Here is an 18,706-nt window from a genome sequence, read left to right as displayed (position 1 = left end):
CGGGGCGACCCGGCCGTTTTCTTTTTGTGGGGGCTGACGTTAAAGTCGCCGGCTGACGACACCGACAAGACATTCGATATGACGACCAGCAATACGGCGGCGCGCGCGCTGCCGGTAGTGGATGCGCGGATCTACCCGCGCGGCGGCCTGGACATCCTCTCGCGCGTGGAAGTGGCGCGCCTACGCGATGCCTCCAGCGGCGGCCTGCACGAACTGCTGCGGCGCTGCGCGCTGGCGGTGCTGACCAGCGGCAGCGCCTCGGACGATCCGCGCGCGGCGCGCGATCTGTATCCCGACTTCGACATCCAGGTGGTGCAGCGCGACCGTGGCGTGCGCATCGACTTGCTCAACGCGCCCGCAATGGCCTTCGTCGACGGCGAGATCATCAATGGCGTGGCCGAGCTGCTGTTCGCCGTGGTCCGCGACCTGGCCTACATGGCCATCGAGCTAGGCCCCGAATCCAGCACCGACCTGCAGTCCAGCGAAGGCATCACCAATGCGGTGTTCGGCCAGTTGCGCAATGCGCGCATCCTGCAGCCGACCGATCCCAAGCTGGTGGTGTGCTGGGGCGGCCATTCGATCTCGCGCGACGAGTACCTGTACACCAAGCAGGTCGGCTACGAGTTGGGCCTGCGCGGGCTGGACATCTGCACCGGTTGCGGCCCGGGCGCGATGAAGGGGCCGATGAAGGGCGCCACCATCGCCCATGCCAAGCAGCGCAAGCACGACAACCGCTACATCGGCGTGACCGAGCCGGGCATCATCGCCGCCGAGTCGCCGAACCCGATCGTCAACCACCTGGTGATCATGCCGGACATCGAGAAGCGCCTGGAGGCCTTCGTCCGCATCGGCCACGGCATCATCGTGTTCCCCGGCGGTGTCGGCACCGCCGAGGAGATCCTGTATCTGCTCGGCATCCTGCTGCGCGAGGAGAACCGCGACCTGCCGTTCCCGCTGATCCTCACCGGCCCGACCATCGCCGCGCCGTATTTCGAGCAGATCGACCGCTTCCTGCGCCTGACCCTGGGCGAAGTGGCCACCTCGCGCTACGAGATCGTGGTCGGCGATCCGGTGGCGGTGGCGCGCAAGATGGCCGCCGGCATCCAGCACGTGCGCACGCACCGCAAGGAGCAGAAGGACGCGTTCTACTTCAATTGGTCGGTGGACATCCCGCTGGAGTATCAGCGTCCGTTCGAGCCGACCCATGAGGCGATGGCCGCGCTGGATCTGCACCATGGCCGTCCGCCGCATGCGCTGGCCGCGGACCTGCGTCGCGCCTTCTCCGGCATCGTCGCCGGCAACGTCAAGGAAGACGGCATGCGCCGTATCGAGCAGCATGGCCCGTTCGAGATCCACGGCGATGCGGACATGATGCAGGCCCTGGACGAGTTGCTGCGCGCCTTCGTCGAACAGCGCCGCATGAAGATCTCCGGCGAGTATCGGCCCTGCTACCGGGTCATGGCCTGAGTCCGATCCGGATCGTCGCGACGAACCAGGCGCCATCGCTGGCAGTGTGCAGCGAGGCGCCTTCCAGGCTGTCCAGGCGCGTGCGCAGCGCCGACAGGCCGACGCGGTGACCGCGGTCGATATGCGGCGACAGGCCGCCTATCGGCACCGGATTGCGCACGCTGATCTCCAGGGCGCCGTTGCGTTCGCCGATGGCGATGCCGATCTCGCCGCCCTCGGCACTGCATTCGATGCCGTGGTGCACGGCGTTCTCCAGTAGCGGTTGCAGCGACAGCCGCGGAATCCGCACCGGTGCCGGCGCCTTCGGCACCTCCCAATGGACGCGCAGGCGTGGCCCGAAGCGGATCGCCTCGATGTCAAGGTAACGCCTGGCCAGGTCGATCTCGTCCTGCAGATCGACCAGGTCCGGCGCGGCCAGCGCGGCGCGGAACAGATCCGACAGATCCATCAGCAGTTGCTCCACCTGTTGCGGTTGCCGGTGCACCAGCATCACCGCGGTGTTGAGCGTGTTGAACAGGAAGTGCGGCTGCACGCGCGCGGTCAGTGCGTCGATCTCGGCCTGCTTGGCGCGTTCCACCAGTTGCTTGATGCGCACGTGGTTGTGCAGCGCGGCCATGCCGAGCAGGCCGATCAGCAGGGCGATGCCGGACAGCTGCAGCGACAGCGTCAGCCATGCGCGGTCCGAGAGCTGCCAGTAGTCGCCGAAGGCATAGAGAATCACGCCGCTGATCAGCCAGGTCAGTGCCTGCATCAGGCCCAGTGTGGCCACGGTGATGGACAGGAAGCCGCATCCGGCCAGCGCCCGGCGCAACAGCAGCAGGCTCGCCAGGGTCAGCAGCGCGACCCACTGGATGCCCAGCGACGCCAGCCCGAAGTAGACCCAGCGGCTCCCTGCCATGCCCGTGCCCGGGACCGGGGTCAGGGCCAGGATGGCCGCGATGCACTCGCCGGCCATCACGATCCAGATCAGGGTCGAGGGTTGCTTGAGGACCTGCAGCTGGTCCTTGGAGTAGGCGGAGGCGGGCATCGGGGCGGAAGGCGGTGGGGCAGGGCCGAGGTGCATCATGCCGGCTGGCGCCCTGCCGCGCACGGTCCGTCCACTCCCCCATATCCGCCATCCGTCGGCAACGGCTGGCGCGGTCGCGGTCCGGCCGCTAGCGTGGCCGGCGGGAGAATCTGGGGAAGGATATGGCTGTTCCTTGCGCGCGTGGCCTTGCCGAACGGACGCAGCGTGGTTTCACGCTGGTGGAATTGATGGTCACCGTGGCGGTGCTGGCGATCATCATGGCGCTGGCGGTGCCCAGTTTCACCGGTCTGATCCGCAGCAACCGTTTGACCGGCGCCGCCAACGAACTGATCGCCGCGGTGCAGTTGACGCGCTCGGAGGCGGTGCGCCTGAACGGTGGCGTCAGCCTCTGCCGCAGCGACGACGGCGCGACCTGTGCCACCGGCGGCAACTGGACCCGCTACCTGACCGTCGCCCGCGACGGCACCGTGCTGCGCAGCACGACCCTGCGCACTGGCCTGGTCGTCACCAGTACGACCCTGGATGCCATGGGCGACAAGCTGACCTTTGGAGCGGACGGCATCGCGCGCAACAGCAGCGGTACGCCGGTGACAGGAGGCATCGTCGTCTGCATGGCGGTTACCAACCCATCCAACAATGTCCGGAGCGTCAAACTGATGGGCGGCAGCCGCGCCCAGGTCACATCGACATCCGACGGCGGCAGCTGCACCACCACCGGCTGAGCCGGTTCCGGCAAGCGGAGACACCATGAAGCGGTTCGAGAACGGCAGACATATGGCGGGCGTCACCCTCATCGAGGTGATGATCTCGGTGCTGATCCTGGGGGTGGGGATGCTGGGCGTGGCGGCGATGCAGACCACGGCGCTGCGCAACAACCAGAGCGCGCTGCAGCGCAGCCAGATCGTCATGCAGACCTACACCATCCTCGATGCGATGCGGGCCAACCGCAGCGCGGCGATGCTGGGGGCCTACAACACCGGCAGCATGCTCTGCACGGCGCCGGCGGCGGGCGACCTGGTGGCGAACGACAAGGCGGTCTGGCTCAGCGGGTTGAAGGCGGCGATCGGGGGCGACCCGGCGACCACGTGCGGCTCCATCGCCTGCAACGACGGCAATTGCACGATCACTGTGCAATGGGACGACAGCCGCGGCGTGAACTCCAGTGCTGGCGGCAACACCAGCGGCAGCGCGACCCAGACCCTGAGCACGACGGCCCAACTGTGAACACACTGATCGCTCGGGCGCTGCCACGGCGCCAATCCGGCTTCAACCTGATCGAGCTGATGATCTCGATGCTGCTCGGCCTGCTGGTGGTCGGTGCGGCGATCGGCATCTTTCTCTCCAACCGGCAGACCTATGCGGCGACCGAGGGCCTCAGCCGGCTTCAGGAGTCGGCCCGGACCGGTTTCGAGATGATGGCACAGGACATCCGCGAGGCCGGCGGCAATCCGTGCGATTCCGGATTGCCGGTCGCGAACGTGCTGAACAATCCCACGGCGAGCTGGTGGATGAATTGGGCGCTGCCGCTGACGGGCTACAAAAACAGCAACCCGTCCGGTCTCACCGTCACGGCAGGCACCGACGCGATCCAGATCCTCTCCGCGGGTACCGGCGGCGCCACCGTGACCGCGCACAACCCGGCGAACCAGACGCTGACGCTCAACGCGGCAGCACCGGACCTGCACAGCAACGCGATCATGCTGCTGTGCGATCGCCAGCAACTGGCCGTGCTGCAGGTGAACAGCGTTTCCGGCACCACGGCCAGTTACGCGAGCGGCGGCCTCAATACCTGCACACGGCTCGGACGCCTGCCGGGCGTGTGCGTCGCCGGCTCGAACAATTACACCTACGAGATCAACTCCATCCTGACCGAAGTGCGGGCGGTGCGCTGGTATGTCGCGGCCAGCAGCGGAGGAACGGGCGGCACCTCCTTGTATCAGGAAGTGGCCTTGCCTGGCGGCACGAGCCAGAAGAACGAAATCGCCGATGGCGTCACCGGCCTGCAGTTCAAGTATCTGTCCACCGGCGGCACCGCCTATGCCGATGCCAGCGGCGTGGGCAACTGGGCCAACGTGATCGCGGTGAAGATCGACATGACCGTCAGCGCCGATACGTCGGCCGGCGCCAACAAGCAGCCGGTGACGCGGACATTCAGCACGATCGTGAGCATCAGGAACCGGAACCCGTGAACACGTCGCCATCGCCCCGCCGGCAGTCCGGCATTTCGCTCATCGTCGTCCTGTTGCTGTTGCTGGTGATGACCCTGCTGGGGCTCGCCGTCTTGCGCGGCACGCTGCTGCAGGAGCGCATGTCCTCCAACATGTACGACCGCAGCCTGGGGTTCCAGGCCGCCGAAGGCGCATTGCGCGATGCGGAGAAGCTGATTCAGACAGAGGCTGGCAAGGGCAACACCGTCGGCTTCAACTGCGTGAAGGTCCCCGGCACCGTATGCCCTGCCGTTCCCAGCAACACGTATACCGGCAATGCCTCCAGCGGCTGTGCGCTGGGCACCCAGGAGTGCTGGGTGGACGGCACGGTGACGCCGACGGGCCAGGCCGTGCCGGCCCAGTACTACATCCAGTATCTGGGCCAGCGCACCAGCGAGGATCAGCTGGGCCTGGGGTCGAGCATCAATCAGAACCAATACGGCGGCACCGGCGGCACCTCGCTGGAGCACTACTACCGAGTCATCGCGCGCAGCGGCAACCCGGCCGCGTCCAATGGCCGGGCCATCGTCGTGCTGCAGACCAACGTCACCGTCAAGTAAGGATCCCACTATGACCAGTCGAGCGAAGAAGACGACGTACCGGGACTGGCTCCTTGCCGTGGTGGCCGGTCTATTCATCGGTACCGTCGGCGGCGCCGGTGCGGATGTGGATGTCTCGCAGTCGCCGCTGTATGTGGGCAGCGACGTGCCGGGCAACCTGGCATTCGTGCCATCGGTGGAGTTCCCGACGGTGATCAGTAAGGCGAATTTGTCCGATACGTATTCGGCGACGACCAAATTCGTGGGCTATTTCGATTCCGGCAAGTGCTACAGATACCACTACAGCGATACAGAAACTGATCGCTATTTTTATCCGGTCGGACTGCTGGGCAAAAACCCGGGCAGCTATTCCTGTGGCGGGGCCGGCGTATGGGCGGGGAATTTCCTGAATTGGGCGGCCACTCAGACGATCGATCCTTTTCGTTCGGCGTTGACGGGAGGGTATCGCGTACGCGATACCGCGACTGAGACCATTCTCGAGAAGGCGATCGCCGATCGCGACAGTACGGGCAATTTTCCGCGGCGCTTCATAAGCAACAACCAGGTGCTCATCTCCGGTGGAACGGCGGCCAACTGGCAAAGCTTCGGGATGCGCATCGATGGTCTCGGCAACAAGATGAATTTCGCCGCAAGTAACCTCGGAAATGCGCCACGAACTGCGATCGCCTACGACCCTAGCAAGCATGCCCTCGATGGCAGCTACCTTATGCCTGACGGTTCGCCTTGTACGTCCCCTCAGAACATTGGCTGTGTCCAGGATACGAGCCTGACGTTCCAGGTGTCTGTTCGGGTCAAGGTCTGCGATGCCAGTCTGGGTGCCTCGTATCTCGAGGACAACTGCGTCGCCTATCCCAACGGAGGCTATAAGCCGGAGGGGTTGATTCAGCAGTATTCCAAGCGCATTCGCTACAGTGTCTTCGGTTACAAGAACACTGACGATCCTTCCGTGGATAGCGGTATTTTGCGCGCAAACCAGAAGTTCGTCGGGCCATATACTTACAACCCTGATCAGGGAGCGCTTGCGAATGCGGCGCGAGAGTGGGATCCGCAGACTGGCGTCATCTATCAAAATCCCGATGTTTCCGACGCTGCAGCAACGACCGCGGCGATTGGCGGGACAGACCCTCAGTATCAGGTCGTCAACAGCGGCGTCATCAATTATCTGAACAAGTTCGGTCAACTCAATACCGGCAAGAACGTCAAGTCGTACGACGATGTCAGTGAGCTCTATTACGCCGCAATCCGCTATTTCAAACACCAGGGTAATATCGCGGCCTACTCTTCGTTGAGCGGAAACGCGCAGCAGCGATACCAGCAAGCCGATGGTTTTCCGGTCATCACTCAGTGGAACGATCCGATTTCCTATCGCTGCCAGATCAATGTGATCTTGGGTATCGGCGACACCAACACGCATTTGGACAAGAATCTGCCAGGCAACACCACCAACCTGAGTGGCGAGCCGGCCACACCTCCGGAAGTGACCCGCGATACCTCGGTCAGCGTCATCGACCGTATGACGCAGATCTGGCGTAAGGAAGGCAAGTCTGCAAACGACGCCGCCTCCAGCGCGGTCACGTCGCAGTTCAACAGCGACAAGAACTCCGCCTACATCGCGGCGCTCGCCTACGACGCGCACACCAAGGATCTGCGTCCCGACACCGCCAGCGATGGCTTGCCTGGCAAGCAGACCCTCTCCACACACTGGGTCGACGTTGTGGAATATGGCGATTACAAGTCGCCGAGCACCAACCAGTATTGGCTGACCACGAAGTACGGCGGTTTCCGTGTGCCGGAAGGCTACGATCCGGAGACCAATATCAGCGCCTTGGCGGACTCCACCTGGTGGGACGGCAGCTCCTATGTCAATGGCAATACCAATTACAAGAAGCCTGACAATTACTACCTTGCCGCCGACGCGGAAAAGATGGTGGCGAGCCTGCGCCAGGCGTTCGAGCGCATCCTGGAGGAGATGAAGGGGTCTGCAGCCTCCCTCGCCAGCAATACGACCAAGCTTGAAGCGGGCGCGCGGACGTACCAGTCCGTGTTCTACAGCGGCACCTGGCGTGGCGATGTGGTGGCGTACGACGTCAACCAGACCACCGGCGCGCTGACGCAGGCGTGGAGCGCGGGCGCGCAGCTCCCGGCCTGGGATACCCGGACGATCAAGTTCGTCAACTCGAATGGGAATCTGGACAATTTCGCCTACGGCAAGCTCGCCGGAACGCCGTTGTCGTCTGCAACGCAGAACCAGATCAACTATCTGCGTGGCGATCGCTCGCAGGAGAAGGCCAACGGTGGCGTCCTGCGTACCCGTAGCGGCATCCTTGGCGACATCGTCAACTCGCAGCCGGTCTATGTGGGAGCACCCAATCCACGGCTGTACACGACGGCGACGTTCAACGGCGCCAGCGCTTATGCCTCCTTCGCTGCGGCCAAGTCCACGCGCGCGCCGATGATCTATGTCGGTGCCAATGACGGCATGCTGCATGGGTTTGATGCCAGCACCGGTGCGGAGAAGTTCGCCTTCGTGCCGAAAGCGGCGATGACCGGGTTGCTGGACTACACCGATCCGAACTACCAGCACCGGTATTACGTGGATGGCGAACTCACCGTGTCGGACGTCTACTCCGGGGGCAGCTGGCGCTCGGTGCTGATCGGCACCATGGGGCGGGGCGGAAAGGGCATGTTCGCGCTGGATGTCACCGATCCCAACAACATCACTCTGCTGTGGGACAAAACCTCCACGGCCACCGATCTCGTCGGACTGGGCAACAATCTCGGCAAGCCGATCATCGGGCAGCTCGCCAACGGCCAGTGGTACGCGATGCTCGGCAATGGTCCTAACAGCAGCGGCGATTCGGCCGATCTCATCCTGGTGAATGCCATCACCGGTGCGTCCAGCCGTATCCAGACGGGGTCGAGCGGCAACAATGGCCTGTCCGGTGTCCTGGCCTGGTCGTCCAACAACGATTTCATCGTCGATCGTCTGTACGCTGGCGATCTCAACGGGAATGTCTGGCGGTTCGACATGTCCGGCGCGACCGGGACGGTGCGCCAGCTGTTCTCCGCCAACTATGCGTCCAAGGCGCAACCGATCACCGCTGCACCCACGGCGGCGAAGGATCCGGCGACGGGCCTGACCTGGGTGTTCTTCGGGACCGGCAAGTACCTGTCCAGCGGCGATCTGGGCAACAAGGACGTGCAGAGTTGGTATGGCCTGATCGACCGCGGCAGCACCATCCCCTCCAATCGTTCCACCCTGAACAAGGTCAACATCCTGCAGGAAGGCACCGTCAACGGCTTTGCCGTGCGCGTGATCGAGGACAAGCCCAACGCCGGGCAGGATGGCTGGTACATGGACCTGCTGTCGCCTCCCGGCACGCCGCAGGGCGAGCGCATGGTGGTGTCCAACTTCTTCCAGGGCACGGCGCTGATCGGGACCACGCGTATTCCGGATTCGGGCGATGTGTGCAGCCCCAGCGGCAAGGGCTTCGTGATGGCGATCAACCCGTTCACCGGCGGCCGGCTGTCGCAATCCTTCTTCGACCTGGACGGCAGCGGCGGATCCAGCACCGGCGATACACTCAATGGCACACCCGTGTCCGGCATCGGCCTGAACAGCAGCCCCAACAGTCCGATCTTCATCGGCAACCAGATGCAGATCGCGTTGGATAACGCGAGTACGACCACGCTCGGTACCAACAGCAGCGCGCTCAGCATGAAGCGCGTGTCCTGGCGCGAACTTCTGAGGAACAATTGATGCGACTTTCTTCCTTTCCGTCCCGCCGGCAGCACGGCTTCACCCTGATCGAACTGATGATCGTGGTCGCGATCGTGGGTGTTCTGGCGGCGATCGCGTTCGCCAGCTATCAGTCGCACGTGGTCAAGGCCCGTCGCTCGGCGGCGTCCGTGTGCTTGCAGCAAGGGGCGCAGCTCATCGAGCGCTACTACACCACCAAGCTGACGTATGAGGGTGTTCCCAAGCCTCAGTGCGGAAGCGATGCCGTGCAGTTCTACAACGTCGATTTCACAGGTACGCCGAATGCCAACACGTTCAAGTTGACGGCGACGCCGACCGGTCCGCAGTTGGCCAACGACACCCAGTGCGGCGCGCTCAGCATCGATCAGAAGGGGACGCGTACGACGTCTACCGGCGCGGGCGAGGGCACCTGCTGGTGAAGCTGGGCCGGTAGGGCGCAGTTGCAGTCAGGAAAGCACGGGTTCACCCCTTGCGGTCGGCATGAGGCCTCTATACAATGCGCCTCCCCGCCCGAATAGCTCAGCCGGTTAGAGCACTTGACTGTTAATCAGGGGGTCGTTGGTTCGAGTCCAACTTCGGGCGCCAAATCCGCAAAGGCCGCGAGCGATCGCGGCCTTTGCTTTTGTGCGTCAGTCCGGGGTCCGGCAGGGCATCGGTTCGGTCGCTTTTCGCGTGCGGATGCGTCCGGTGTTGTTGACCACCACCGCTGCGCGTAACCGGCCCCGCTCGCAGATGTTGACGGTCAGGTTGCTGCCGGCGCTGCGCCCATCGGGCAGGAAGCGGACCGAGGGGCGGCCTTGGTTGGAGCGCAGAACCAGGTCGCCGGCGCCCGGTGCGCTGCCTTGGCTGAGGATGCTGTCCGGCGCGATCGGCTGGCCTTGCCGTTCCGGGTCGCGGAACACCAGCCAGCCGTGGCTCCAGTCGCTGTCGCTGCGGCAGCCGCCTTCCCCGTTGGACGGGCAGGCGCTGACCGGGACGCCGAGGCTGATCGCGCTGCTGCGTGCCATGGCGAAGTGCGCGCTCAGCTGGTGCGTGGCCGCCGTCAATCGCTGGTTCGCCAGCAGTTCCCGGAACGCCGGCAGGCCGATGCCGGCGAGCAGACAGATCACCGCCATCACGATCATGGCCTCGAGCAATGTGTAGCCTTTGGCTGCAGCGTTCCGCATGTCCGTCGTCTCCCGGTGCGAGGTCGCCAGTCTCGCGGCCGGGCGGCAGGGCTTGAATGAGGGGGTTGTGCGTTCCCATGTAGGAAATCTCCCCGGCGCGGGGTCGGCCGACACTGTCGGCCTCGCTCTTCACCTTGAGGCTTGTGCATGTCCGACCGTTTCCAACTCGTATCGCCGTATTCGCCGGCCGGCGACCAGCCGCAGGCGATCGAGAAGCTGGTGGCCGGCTTCGAGGCCGGCCTGGCCAAGCAGACCCTGCTCGGCGTGACCGGGTCGGGCAAGACCTACACCATCGCCAACGTGGTCCAGGCGATCCAGAAGCCGACCCTGGTGATGGCGCCGAACAAGACGCTGGCGGCGCAGCTGTACGGCGAATTCAAGGCGTTCTTCCCCAACAACGCGGTCGAGTACTTCGTCAGCTACTACGACTACTACCAGCCCGAGGCCTACGTGCCGTCCTCGGACACCTTCATCGAGAAGGACAGTTCGATCAACGAGCACATCGAGCAGATGCGCCTGGCCGCGACCAAGACCCTGCTGTCGCGGCGCGATGCGCTGGTGGTGGCGACGGTCTCGGCGATCTACGGCCTGGGTGCGCCGGAGGACTACCTGTCGCTGCGGCTGATCCTGTCGATCGGCGAGCACGTGGAGCAGCGCCAGTTGATCCGCCACCTGACCGACCTGCAGTACACCCGCAACGAGTACGAATTGCACCGCGGCAGTTTCCGCGTACGCGGCGAGGTCATCGATGTGTTCCCGGCCGAATCCGACAGCGAGGCCTTGCGCATCGAACTGTTCGACGGCGACGTGGAGCAGCTGACCCTGTTCGATCCGCTGACAGGCGAGACGCTGCGCAAGCTCCAGCGCTACACGATCTATCCCAAGACCCACTACGCCACCACCCGCGAGCGCACGCTCAGCGCGGTGGACACGATCAAGCTGGAGCTGAAGGATCGGCTCGAACAGCTGTACGCGCAGAACAAGCTGGTCGAGGCGCAGCGGCTGGCGCAGCGTACCCAGTTCGACCTGGAAATGATGGCCGAGGTCGGCTTTTGCAACGGCATCGAGAACTACTCGCGGCATCTGACCGGCAAGGCGCCGGGCGAACCGCCGCCGACCCTGTTCGACTACCTGCCGCCGGACGCCTTGCTGGTGGTGGACGAGTCGCACGTCACCGTGCCGCAGATCGGCGCGATGTACAAAGGCGACCGCTCGCGCAAGGAAACCCTGGTGGAATTCGGTTTCCGCCTGCCGTCGGCGCTGGACAACCGGCCGCTGCGCTTCGAGGAATGGGAGGCGCGCTCGCCGCGCAGCATCTACGTCTCGGCCACGCCCGGGCCCTACGAGTTGCGCGAGTCGGCCGGTGAGATCACCGAACTGGTGGTGCGCCCGACCGGGCTGATCGATCCGGAAGTGGAGATCCGGCCGGTGGCGACCCAGGTCGACGATCTGCTGTCGGAGATCAACCTGCGCGTGGCCGATGGCGACCGCGTCCTGGTCACCACGCTGACCAAGCGCATGGCCGAGAATCTCACCGAGTACCTTGGCGAGCACGGGGTGAAGGTGCGCTACCTGCACTCGGACATCGACACGGTCGAGCGCGTGGAGATCATTCGCGACCTGCGTCTGGGCAAGTTCGACGTGCTGGTCGGCATCAACCTGCTGCGCGAGGGCCTGGATATGCCCGAGGTCTCGCTGGTCGCGATCCTCGACGCTGACAAGGAGGGCTTCCTGCGCTCCACCGGCTCGCTGATCCAGACCATCGGCCGCGCCGCGCGCAATCTGCGCGGCAAGGCCATCCTGTATGCGGACAAGATCACGCGCTCGATGCAGGCAGCGATCGACGAAACCGGGCGCCGCCGGGAGAAGCAGGTGGAGTACAACCTGGAACACGGGATCGTCCCGAAGTCGGTGGCGCGCCCGATCGTGGACATCCTGGAGGGCGCGCGCGAGGATGCGACCGAGGCCAAGTCGGGCAAGGGCAAAGGCAAGGGCAAGGCGCGCCGAGTCGCGGAAGAGCCGGCCGACTACCGGACGCTGGCGCCGGCGGAGATCGCCTCGCGACTCAAGGCGTTGGAGCAGGAGATGTACCAGCACGCGCGCGACCTGGAGTTCGAGGATGCGGCGCGGGTGCGCGACCAGATCAAGAAGCTGCGCGATGCCAGTCTGGTCGGCTAGGCGGGCCGCAGCGGTGCCCGATCGGAAGGTGGGTATTGTTCTTGTCCGCCAGGTGGGCTAAGATTCGCGCCCCTGCAGCGGTGCGCCGCGGCAGAGAAGGGCGGTTAGCTCAGCGGTAGAGCACTACCTTGACATGGTAGGGGTCACAGGTTCGAACCCTGTACCGCCCACCACGACGCGAAAAAGCGAACGTGGAAACGACAAAGCCGGCAGACGCCGGCTTTTTTGTGTCTGCGCTCACGCCACCGGGTGCGCTCGGATGCTGGCCGCGCGGCCGGGCTTGCTTTAGCATCCGAGCGGACGATCAGGCGAGGAGGCCAGGCGCATGGTGGAATACCATCATACGGTGCAAGTCAAAGGACGCTACCAGCTCGTGGCGTTGACCCGGGAGCCGGACTACAGCCCGGCCAACGTGGTGGGCTATACGGTCACCACCGATGGCGGTGCGCGGGTGGATCCGCACGACATGTCGTGGGACGAGGCGCGTGTCTTCCTGGACACCCTGATCGAGCGCGATCGGGACGCGGTCAGCGCGGAAAAGAAGCCCTCGCGGAACAAGCCGAGCACGCGGCAGCGTCGCTAGCGCGTCTGCACGTCTGGGCGGTCGCAAGCCCACCAGCAGTACTCGCCGGGCAGGACGTGCCGGGGTCCCGGGTATTGCGCAGGCGCCATCTGGGGCCTGGCGCTTGTGACGGGCCGACCTCCCTGGCCAAGCGCCGTTTCCGGTCGATGCCGTGCTTGCAGGTCCTCCCGACGCGCACACCACCGACGCAACTCCTCTCAAAGCGCGGAACTCGCTCTAGAATGTCGGCCAGGATGGATCAGGGAGGATAGGGCTTGTCGAATCGTAAACTCGTTGCGGCGGCGCTCGTCGTCGTGCTCACGGCCGTCTGCGGCTATTTCCTGTCCGGCTATCTGGTCCTGCTGCTGCTGAAGCTGGACACACGGATGTTCGGGCTAGGCACCTACTACCAGTACGTTCACGCCATCGGCTTGCCGGAGGTGGCTCCGTACGTCGGCAAGATCAAATGGGCCGGCTACCTCGGCTTCGGCTTGCCCGGCCTGGTGGCCCTGCTGATCCTGGTACTGATGTTCAGGCCGCCCAAGCGCAGCCTGCATGGCGACGCGCGCTTCGCCGGCGCGGCCGACCTGTCCAAGCATGGGCTGTTCAAGACCAGCGGCGACGGCATCGTGGTCGGCAAGTTCCGCGGCAAGCTGGTGCGCCTCAGTGGCCAGCAGTTCGTGATCCTGGCGGCCCCGACCCGGTCGGGCAAGGGTGTGGGCGTGGTCATTCCGAACCTGCTGGAGTACCAGGAATCGGTGGTCGTCCTGGACATCAAGCAGGAGAACTTCGATCTGACCAGCGGCTGGCGCGCCAGCCAGGGCCAGGAGGTGTTCCTGTTCAATCCGTTCGCCGAGGACCGTCGCACCCATCGCTGGAATCCGCTCAGCTATGTTTCCGACGATCCGGCGTTCCGCGTCTCGGACCTGATGAGCATCGCCGCCATGTTGTATCCGGATGGCTCCGACGACCAGAAGTTCTGGGTCAGCCAGGCGCGCAATGCGTTCATGGCGTTCTCGCTGTACCTGTTCGAGAACTGGGACGACGAGCGCAACATCGGCTTCCCCGGCGGGCTCGGCACGCCGACGCTGGGCGCGATCTACCGCCTGTCGTCCGGCGACGGCACCGACCTGAAGAAGTACCTGAAGTCGCTGTCGGAGCGGCGTTTCCTCAGCGGCAATGCCAAGTCGGCGTTCTCCAATCTGCTGTCGCAGGCGGACGAGACCTTCGCCTCGATCATGGGCACGCTCAAGGAGCCGCTCAATGCCTGGATCAATCCGGTGCTGGATGCGGCCACCAGCGACAACGACTTCCTGCTGACCGACCTGCGCAAGAAGAAGATGACCATCTACATCGGCATCCAGCCCAACAAGCTGGCCGAGAGCCGCCTGATCATCAACCTGTTCTTCAGCCAGATCATCAACCTCAACACCAAGGAGCTGCCCAAGAGCAATCCGGCGCTGAAGTATCAGTGCCTGCTGCTGATGGACGAGTTCACCGCGATCGGCAAGGTCGACATCATCGCCTCGGCAGTGTCATATATGGCTGGCTACAATGTCCGCCTTCTGCCGATCATCCAGAGCATGGCCCAGCTCGATGCCACCTATGGCAAGGACATCTCGCGGACCATCATCACGAATCATGCACTGCAGATTCTCTACGCTCCGCGCGAGCAGCAGGATGCCAACGACTACTCCGAGATGCTCGGCTACACCACCTTCCGCAAGAAGAACGTCACCCGCGGCAAGGATGTGACCCGAAGCGTGTCGGAGGAGAAGCGGGCGCTGATGCTGCCGCAAGAGTTGAAGGCGATGGGCAACGATCAAGAGGTGTTCTTGTACGAGGGCATTCCGCATCCGGTGAAGTGCGACAAGATCAAGTACTACAAGGATCGCTACTTCACCGCGCGGCTGCGTCCCAAAGTCGATATTCCGACGCTCTCGATATGAAAGTGTGACGAAAAACATCTATTTTTTGGGCGTATTTATCATTTGAACGTTTTTTTGCCAAATGCTTGACGTGGGCATGCCCCTGCGGCACATTCTCGCGAGTATGGCGGTGCGTTGGTAACAGAAACAGGAACAGGGGCGTGGGCCGAACGGCGCACGTAAGGGGTGACATGGAAGGTTTGCTGTCAAATTCCGTTTTCTTCGGCGCTGATCGCGCGGCCTCGGATACGTCCCGTTGTCTGCCGCAGATCCGTGCCCGCGCCGTTTCCGGCGCCTTCCTTGCCGCGACGCGCGTGTCGTGCCGTCGCGTCGAACTTCGCCATCCAGCAGTGGGCCGCCTGCGCGCCGCCCGCTCTCTATACGTTTCCGCAATTCAGAGGCTCGCGTGAAAAGAACGCATATGTTTCGGCTGATCGCTACGTTGAGTGCCGTCGCGCTGTTGAGCGCCTGTGCAACCAGGCCGGCACCCGACTTCCGCGGCAAGTGGAAGCCGGTCAACCGTTTCTCCGAGTCGACCATGGAGATCCCGCTGTACTCGTCGTACGTGTATCAGGCGATCCCGATGGACGGCACGCTCAAGACGATGCTCGAGCGCTGGGCCAAGGATTCGAACATGCAACTGTCCTACGGCATCCAGTCCGATTACACGCTGTATGCCCCGGTCGCCAAGATCAACACCACCAGCATCCAGCAGGCGGTCGCCGAGCTGAGCGTGGTCTATGCGCAGGAAGGGCTGAGCGTGACTGCGGCGGGCAATCGCATCCTGGTGCAGCCGTCGTCGTCGCTGAGCGGCGCGCCGGCAGCCAGCGGCAGCGCGAAGTGACGTCACCGTCGGCCTGCACGCTGCGCGCCGACAGCCACATTACGAAACCTGGTGAAGTCTGATGTTCGGTAAAAAGCCGGTCGAAAGCGAAAACGTCAACAAAGCGGTAGCGAAGGCGGTCAACTACGAAATCAGCATTGCTGATCTGGCTCGCCGCAGCGAGCGCCGTGCGTGGTGGGTCGCGTTCGGGGCGATCATCATGTGCCTGCTCCTCGGCGGCGGGTACTACTACATGCTGCCGTTGAAGGAGAAGGTGCCGTATCTGGTGATGGCCGATGCGTATACCGGCAATTCCTCGGTGACGGTATTGCGCAACAGCGGCGATGTGCAGAGTGTCACCAACAGCGAAGCGCTGGCCAAGAGCAACGTGGCGCGCTTCATCACCGCACGTGAGTCCTACGATTCGGAGATGATGGGGCTCAACGACTGGAATACGGTGTTCTCGATGGCGCCGCGGGACACCGCGGTGGGGGCCGAGTACTTCAATCTGCACGCACCCAACAATCCCTCGGCCCCGTATTACACCTATGGCAAGGCGCGGTCGATTCGGGTCAAGATTCTGAGCATGAACCTGCTCGGCGGGGGCAATAAACCGTATACAGGCGCGAACGTGCGCTTCCAGCGCAGCATTTATGACAAGAAGACGGGGCAATCCACGTTCCTCGACAACAAGTTCGCCATTATCGGCTTCAAGTACAACAGCAATCTGGCCATGGACGACGAACTGCGGGTGCAGAATCCGTTGGGGTTCCAGGTGACCGATTACCGGGTCGACAACGACTACTCGGCCATGCCAGTGCCACCTTCGTCGGCCGTGCAGGCTCCTGAGACCGGCGCGGTTCAGCAGCCTGCGGCCGCGCAGATGCCGGGAGCGGCGGGCGAAGTGCCGATGCAGCGGATGCCAGGTCAGCCGACGGCACCAGGCGCGAACGGTACGGTGCCGGCCACGCAGCCGGCGCCGATGGCCAATCCGGCGAGTGCGCCTGTCTATCCAGGGGCGCAGCCGGCTGCGGCAGCCCCTGCACCCAACGTTGCACCTCAGCACAACGGTAATGGAGCGAACGTTCGATGAGTTTCCTGACGAAAACCGGTTCGGCGCATCTTGCGTTGCTGGCTCTGGGTCTGTTCGCGCCGATTGCATCGGCCCAGGTGGTTCAGCAGTACGAGTACGAGCCTGACAAGATCTATCAGGTGCGTACCGGCCTGGGCATCACCACCCAGATCGAACTGAGCCCGAACGAGAAGATCCTCGATTACAGCACCGGTTTCACCAGTGGCTGGGAACTCAGCCGTCGCGAGAACGTCTTCTACCTGAAGCCGAAGAACGTCGACGTCGATACCAACATGATGATCCGCACCGCCACCCACTCCTACATCCTCGAATTGAAGGTGGTAGCGACGGATTGGCAGCGGCTGGAGCAGGCCAAGCAGGCCGGCGTGCAGTACAAAGTGACCTTCACCTATCCGAAGGACACCAGCTTTGCCGCCGCCAGCGACGAGGTGAAGGACGAGTCGCAGCTCGACACGCGCTTGACCAAGGATCGTCATTACTACTTCGACTACGACTATTCCACGCGTTCCAAGCAAATGTGGATCGTGCCGAGCAGCGTCTACGACGATGGCAAGTTCACCTACATCAAAATGGATCTGACGCGTTTCCCCACTGGCAACTTCCCGGCGGTGTTCGGTCGCGAGAAGGAGAGCGATGAGGATTTCCTGGTCAATACGACAGTCGAGGGCAACACCCTGATTGTCCATGGGACCTATCCCTTCCTGGTCATCCGCCACGGCAAGAATGTTGTCGGCTTGCGTAGGAACAAGCAAAAGTGAACTCGAATCTACCCCCGTCTGACGAAAACTACGGCAACGACCACGGTCAGCCGCGTTCCCCGCATGCGGACGATGCGCCGCGCGAGAATCCCTATTTCGCTCGCCAGCAGCAGACCGCTGACCCGGATCTGGACGCCAATGAGCCGGTGCTCCGCTCCAGCGATCTGAAGAAGCTCAATCGCAAGGCGCTGGTGTTCCTGGGCGGCATCGCCGCGCTGTTGATCCTTGCGATCTTCTGGCTGGTGAGCGGCAGCAGCACGCCTGAGCCGGCACCGAAGCCGCGCCAGGAAGCGGTGGTGGCGCCTGCGTTGCCGCAGACCGCGGCGCCTCCACCGGTGCAGCCGGCCGAGCCGGTGCCACTGGCCGAGCAACCGAGCCTGCCGCCGTTGCCGCCGATGCCCACCGATACCGACACGCAGATGCAGTCGGCTCCGCGACAGGAGCGTGGGCCGTCCTTGCTGGAGCGGCGCATGGCCGGCCTGCAACAGGACGCCGGTGGCCAGGGCCTGGGTGGCATGATGCCGGGACAGGAGCAGGGTGGCGCGCCGATGCAGCAGGAGCAGGAGACCTCTGCCAAGCCGATCGCCAACCCGGACGGTCTGCTGGTGCGTGGCACTTACATCCGCTGCGTGCTGGAAACGCGGATCATCACCGATTTCCCCGGCTTCACCTCCTGCATCATCACCGAGCCGGTGTACTCCATCAACGGCCGCCGCCTGTTGCTGCCGAAGGGATCGAAGATCCTCGGCCAGTACGGTCCCGGGGAACCGACCGGCCCGCGCATGCAGGTCGTCTGGGATCGCATCACCACCCCTACCGGCATCGATGTGACCCTGGTTGGTCCCGGCGTCGACAACCTCGGCAGCGCCGGCCACCCGGGTCAATACAGTGCGCATTGGGCGAGCCGCATCTCGTCCGCGCTGATGATCAGCTTGCTCAGCGACGCCTTCAAGTGGGCGGCGGCCGAGCATGGCCCGAAGACCACGACGACCGGCCTCAATTCCGGCATCGTCACCGAGCAGCCGTACGAGAGCAACACGGCGCAGTCCATCCAGCGTCTGGCCGACCAGGCCCTGGATCGCCGCCGTCCCGCCACCGTGACCATCAACCAGGGCACCATCGTGAACGTCTACGTGGCCAAGGACGTCGACTTCACGGCCGTGCTGCCGCGTTGACA

The 18,706-nt window shown here is 63.9% G+C and carries 17 protein-coding genes and 2 tRNA genes; 16 read left to right on the top strand and 3 right to left on the bottom strand.

The features are described 5' to 3' along the window. The first annotated feature begins 78 nt into the window (after nucleotides 1-78). Entirely contained in the window at nucleotides 79-1,467 is a 1,389-nt protein-coding gene (ppnN, locus tag SLW56_RS05345) for a nucleotide 5'-monophosphate nucleosidase PpnN (protein WP_017907239.1), read from the top strand. Here ppnN and SLW56_RS05340 read toward each other — a convergent pair. Then, on the bottom strand, nucleotides 1,457-2,494 hold the full coding sequence (locus SLW56_RS05340; protein WP_320694450.1) for a histidine kinase: 1,038 nt from the start codon (nucleotides 2,492-2,494) through the stop codon (nucleotides 1,457-1,459). The genes ppnN and SLW56_RS05340 overlap by 11 nt on opposite strands. Nucleotides 2,495-2,721: 227 nt before the next feature. Between SLW56_RS05340 and SLW56_RS05335 the strand changes: the two genes are divergently transcribed. The 7 genes from SLW56_RS05335 (at nucleotide 2,722) to SLW56_RS05305 (ending at nucleotide 9,606) form a co-directional block, all read left to right on the top strand. Further along, on the top strand, nucleotides 2,722-3,216 hold the full coding sequence (locus tag SLW56_RS05335) for a GspH/FimT family pseudopilin (protein WP_267083523.1): 495 nt from the start codon (nucleotides 2,722-2,724) through the stop codon (nucleotides 3,214-3,216). 25 nt (nucleotides 3,217-3,241) lie between these two features. Further along, nucleotides 3,242-3,718 (top strand): type IV pilus modification protein PilV, encoded by a 477-nt coding sequence (pilV, locus tag SLW56_RS05330; protein ID WP_152235958.1) that lies wholly within the window; start codon nucleotides 3,242-3,244, stop codon nucleotides 3,716-3,718. Further along, nucleotides 3,715-4,683, top strand: a complete 969-nt coding sequence (locus SLW56_RS05325) for a PilW family protein (protein ID WP_152235959.1) — start codon at nucleotides 3,715-3,717, stop codon at nucleotides 4,681-4,683. The genes pilV and SLW56_RS05325 overlap by 4 nt, the downstream gene beginning before the upstream one ends. Next, entirely contained in the window at nucleotides 4,680-5,261 is a 582-nt protein-coding gene (locus SLW56_RS05320) for a PilX N-terminal domain-containing pilus assembly protein (RefSeq protein ID WP_017907234.1), read from the top strand. Before SLW56_RS05325 ends, SLW56_RS05320 begins: the two co-directional genes overlap by 4 nt. A 10-nt stretch (nucleotides 5,262-5,271) precedes the next feature. Next, nucleotides 5,272-9,021 (top strand): pilus assembly protein, encoded by a 3,750-nt coding sequence (locus SLW56_RS05315; RefSeq protein ID WP_320694449.1) that lies wholly within the window; start codon nucleotides 5,272-5,274, stop codon nucleotides 9,019-9,021. Then, nucleotides 9,021-9,440, top strand: a complete 420-nt coding sequence (locus SLW56_RS05310; protein WP_150409467.1) for a type IV pilin protein — start codon at nucleotides 9,021-9,023, stop codon at nucleotides 9,438-9,440. The genes SLW56_RS05315 and SLW56_RS05310 overlap by 1 nt, the downstream gene beginning before the upstream one ends. A gap of 89 nt (nucleotides 9,441-9,529) precedes the next feature. Further along, nucleotides 9,530-9,606: transfer RNA gene (locus tag SLW56_RS05305), tRNA-Asn, on the top strand. Nucleotides 9,607-9,650: 44 nt separating this feature from the next. On the opposite strand, the gene SLW56_RS05300 is transcribed toward SLW56_RS05305, so the two are convergent. Beyond that, the gene (locus tag SLW56_RS05300) at nucleotides 9,651-10,187 is read right to left on the bottom strand and encodes a Tfp pilus assembly protein FimT/FimU (protein WP_267084489.1); all 537 of its coding nucleotides are present in this window, start codon (nucleotides 10,185-10,187) and stop codon (nucleotides 9,651-9,653) included. 147 nt (nucleotides 10,188-10,334) lie between these two features. Here SLW56_RS05300 and uvrB point away from each other — a divergent pair, with 147 nt between their 5' ends. From uvrB to SLW56_RS05280, 4 genes are all read left to right on the top strand, one after another. Beyond that, complete coding sequence (uvrB, locus tag SLW56_RS05295; protein ID WP_267102489.1) at nucleotides 10,335-12,365, top strand: excinuclease ABC subunit UvrB; 2,031 nt, start codon at nucleotides 10,335-10,337, stop codon at nucleotides 12,363-12,365. Nucleotides 12,366-12,463: 98 nt separating this feature from the next. Then, a tRNA-Val gene (locus tag SLW56_RS05290) sits at nucleotides 12,464-12,538 on the top strand. A gap of 152 nt (nucleotides 12,539-12,690) precedes the next feature. Further along, nucleotides 12,691-12,948 carry a hypothetical protein gene (locus tag SLW56_RS05285; RefSeq protein WP_152235963.1) on the top strand — a complete coding sequence of 86 codons (258 nt, stop codon included), beginning with the start codon at nucleotides 12,691-12,693 and terminating at the stop codon, nucleotides 12,946-12,948. A 254-nt stretch (nucleotides 12,949-13,202) separates the two neighbouring features. Next, complete coding sequence (locus SLW56_RS05280; protein WP_026143628.1) at nucleotides 13,203-14,876, top strand: type IV secretory system conjugative DNA transfer family protein; 1,674 nt, start codon at nucleotides 13,203-13,205, stop codon at nucleotides 14,874-14,876. A 185-nt stretch (nucleotides 14,877-15,061) separates the two neighbouring features. Here SLW56_RS05280 and SLW56_RS05275 read toward each other — a convergent pair whose 3' ends face one another. Then, a complete protein-coding gene (locus tag SLW56_RS05275) occupies nucleotides 15,062-15,199 on the bottom strand; it encodes a hypothetical protein (protein WP_157835126.1) in 138 nt (45 codons plus the stop codon). A 77-nt stretch (nucleotides 15,200-15,276) separates the two neighbouring features. Here SLW56_RS05275 and SLW56_RS05270 point away from each other — a divergent pair, with 77 nt between their 5' ends. From SLW56_RS05270 to SLW56_RS05255, 4 genes are all read left to right on the top strand, one after another. Further along, nucleotides 15,277-15,699 carry a hypothetical protein gene (locus SLW56_RS05270; protein ID WP_017916128.1) on the top strand — a complete coding sequence of 141 codons (423 nt, stop codon included), beginning with the start codon at nucleotides 15,277-15,279 and terminating at the stop codon, nucleotides 15,697-15,699. Between the two features lie 61 nt (nucleotides 15,700-15,760). Then, nucleotides 15,761-16,771 carry a VirB8/TrbF family protein gene (locus SLW56_RS05265; RefSeq protein WP_152235964.1) on the top strand — a complete coding sequence of 337 codons (1,011 nt, stop codon included), beginning with the start codon at nucleotides 15,761-15,763 and terminating at the stop codon, nucleotides 16,769-16,771. Then, entirely contained in the window at nucleotides 16,768-17,529 is a 762-nt protein-coding gene (locus tag SLW56_RS05260) for a TrbG/VirB9 family P-type conjugative transfer protein (RefSeq protein ID WP_017911235.1), read from the top strand. Before SLW56_RS05265 ends, SLW56_RS05260 begins: the two co-directional genes overlap by 4 nt. Beyond that, entirely contained in the window at nucleotides 17,526-18,704 is a 1,179-nt protein-coding gene (locus SLW56_RS05255; RefSeq protein WP_017911234.1) for a TrbI/VirB10 family protein, read from the top strand. The genes SLW56_RS05260 and SLW56_RS05255 overlap by 4 nt, the downstream gene beginning before the upstream one ends. Nucleotides 18,705-18,706: the final 2 nt, after the last annotated feature.

The organism is Xanthomonas sp. LF07-6, assembly GCF_034105445.1.
Lineage (GTDB): Bacteria > Pseudomonadota > Gammaproteobacteria > Xanthomonadales > Xanthomonadaceae > Xanthomonas_A > Xanthomonas_A sontii.
The sequence above is the reverse complement of the archived record's forward strand: the minus strand, read 5'-3'. Positions and strand labels throughout refer to the sequence as shown.

Bases quoted from the DNA above. Each gene is read 5' to 3' on its own strand.
- SLW56_RS05335 (WP_267083523.1), top strand. From the start codon at position 2,722: ATGGTCACCGTGGCGGTGCTGGCGATCATCATGGCGCTGGCGGTGCCC.
- ppnN (WP_017907239.1), top strand. From the start codon at position 79: ATGACGACCAGCAATACGGCGGCGCGCGCGCTGCCGGTAGTGGATGCG.
- SLW56_RS05340 (WP_320694450.1), bottom strand. From the start codon at position 2,494: ATGCCCGCCTCCGCCTACTCCAAGGACCAGCTGCAGGTCCTCAAGCAA.
- SLW56_RS05260 (WP_017911235.1), top strand. From the start codon at position 16,768: ATGAGTTTCCTGACGAAAACCGGTTCGGCGCATCTTGCGTTGCTGGCT.
- uvrB (WP_267102489.1), top strand. From the start codon at position 10,335: ATGTCCGACCGTTTCCAACTCGTATCGCCGTATTCGCCGGCCGGCGAC.
- SLW56_RS05315 (WP_320694449.1), top strand. From the start codon at position 5,272: ATGACCAGTCGAGCGAAGAAGACGACGTACCGGGACTGGCTCCTTGCC.
- SLW56_RS05275 (WP_157835126.1), bottom strand. From the start codon at position 15,199: ATGGCGAAGTTCGACGCGACGGCACGACACGCGCGTCGCGGCAAGGAA.
- SLW56_RS05265 (WP_152235964.1), top strand. From the start codon at position 15,761: ATGTTCGGTAAAAAGCCGGTCGAAAGCGAAAACGTCAACAAAGCGGTA.
- SLW56_RS05300 (WP_267084489.1), bottom strand. From the start codon at position 10,187: ATGCGGAACGCTGCAGCCAAAGGCTACACATTGCTCGAGGCCATGATC.
- pilV (WP_152235958.1), top strand. From the start codon at position 3,242: ATGAAGCGGTTCGAGAACGGCAGACATATGGCGGGCGTCACCCTCATC.
- SLW56_RS05270 (WP_017916128.1), top strand. From the start codon at position 15,277: ATGTTTCGGCTGATCGCTACGTTGAGTGCCGTCGCGCTGTTGAGCGCC.
- SLW56_RS05285 (WP_152235963.1), top strand. From the start codon at position 12,691: ATGGTGGAATACCATCATACGGTGCAAGTCAAAGGACGCTACCAGCTC.
- SLW56_RS05310 (WP_150409467.1), top strand. From the start codon at position 9,021: ATGCGACTTTCTTCCTTTCCGTCCCGCCGGCAGCACGGCTTCACCCTG.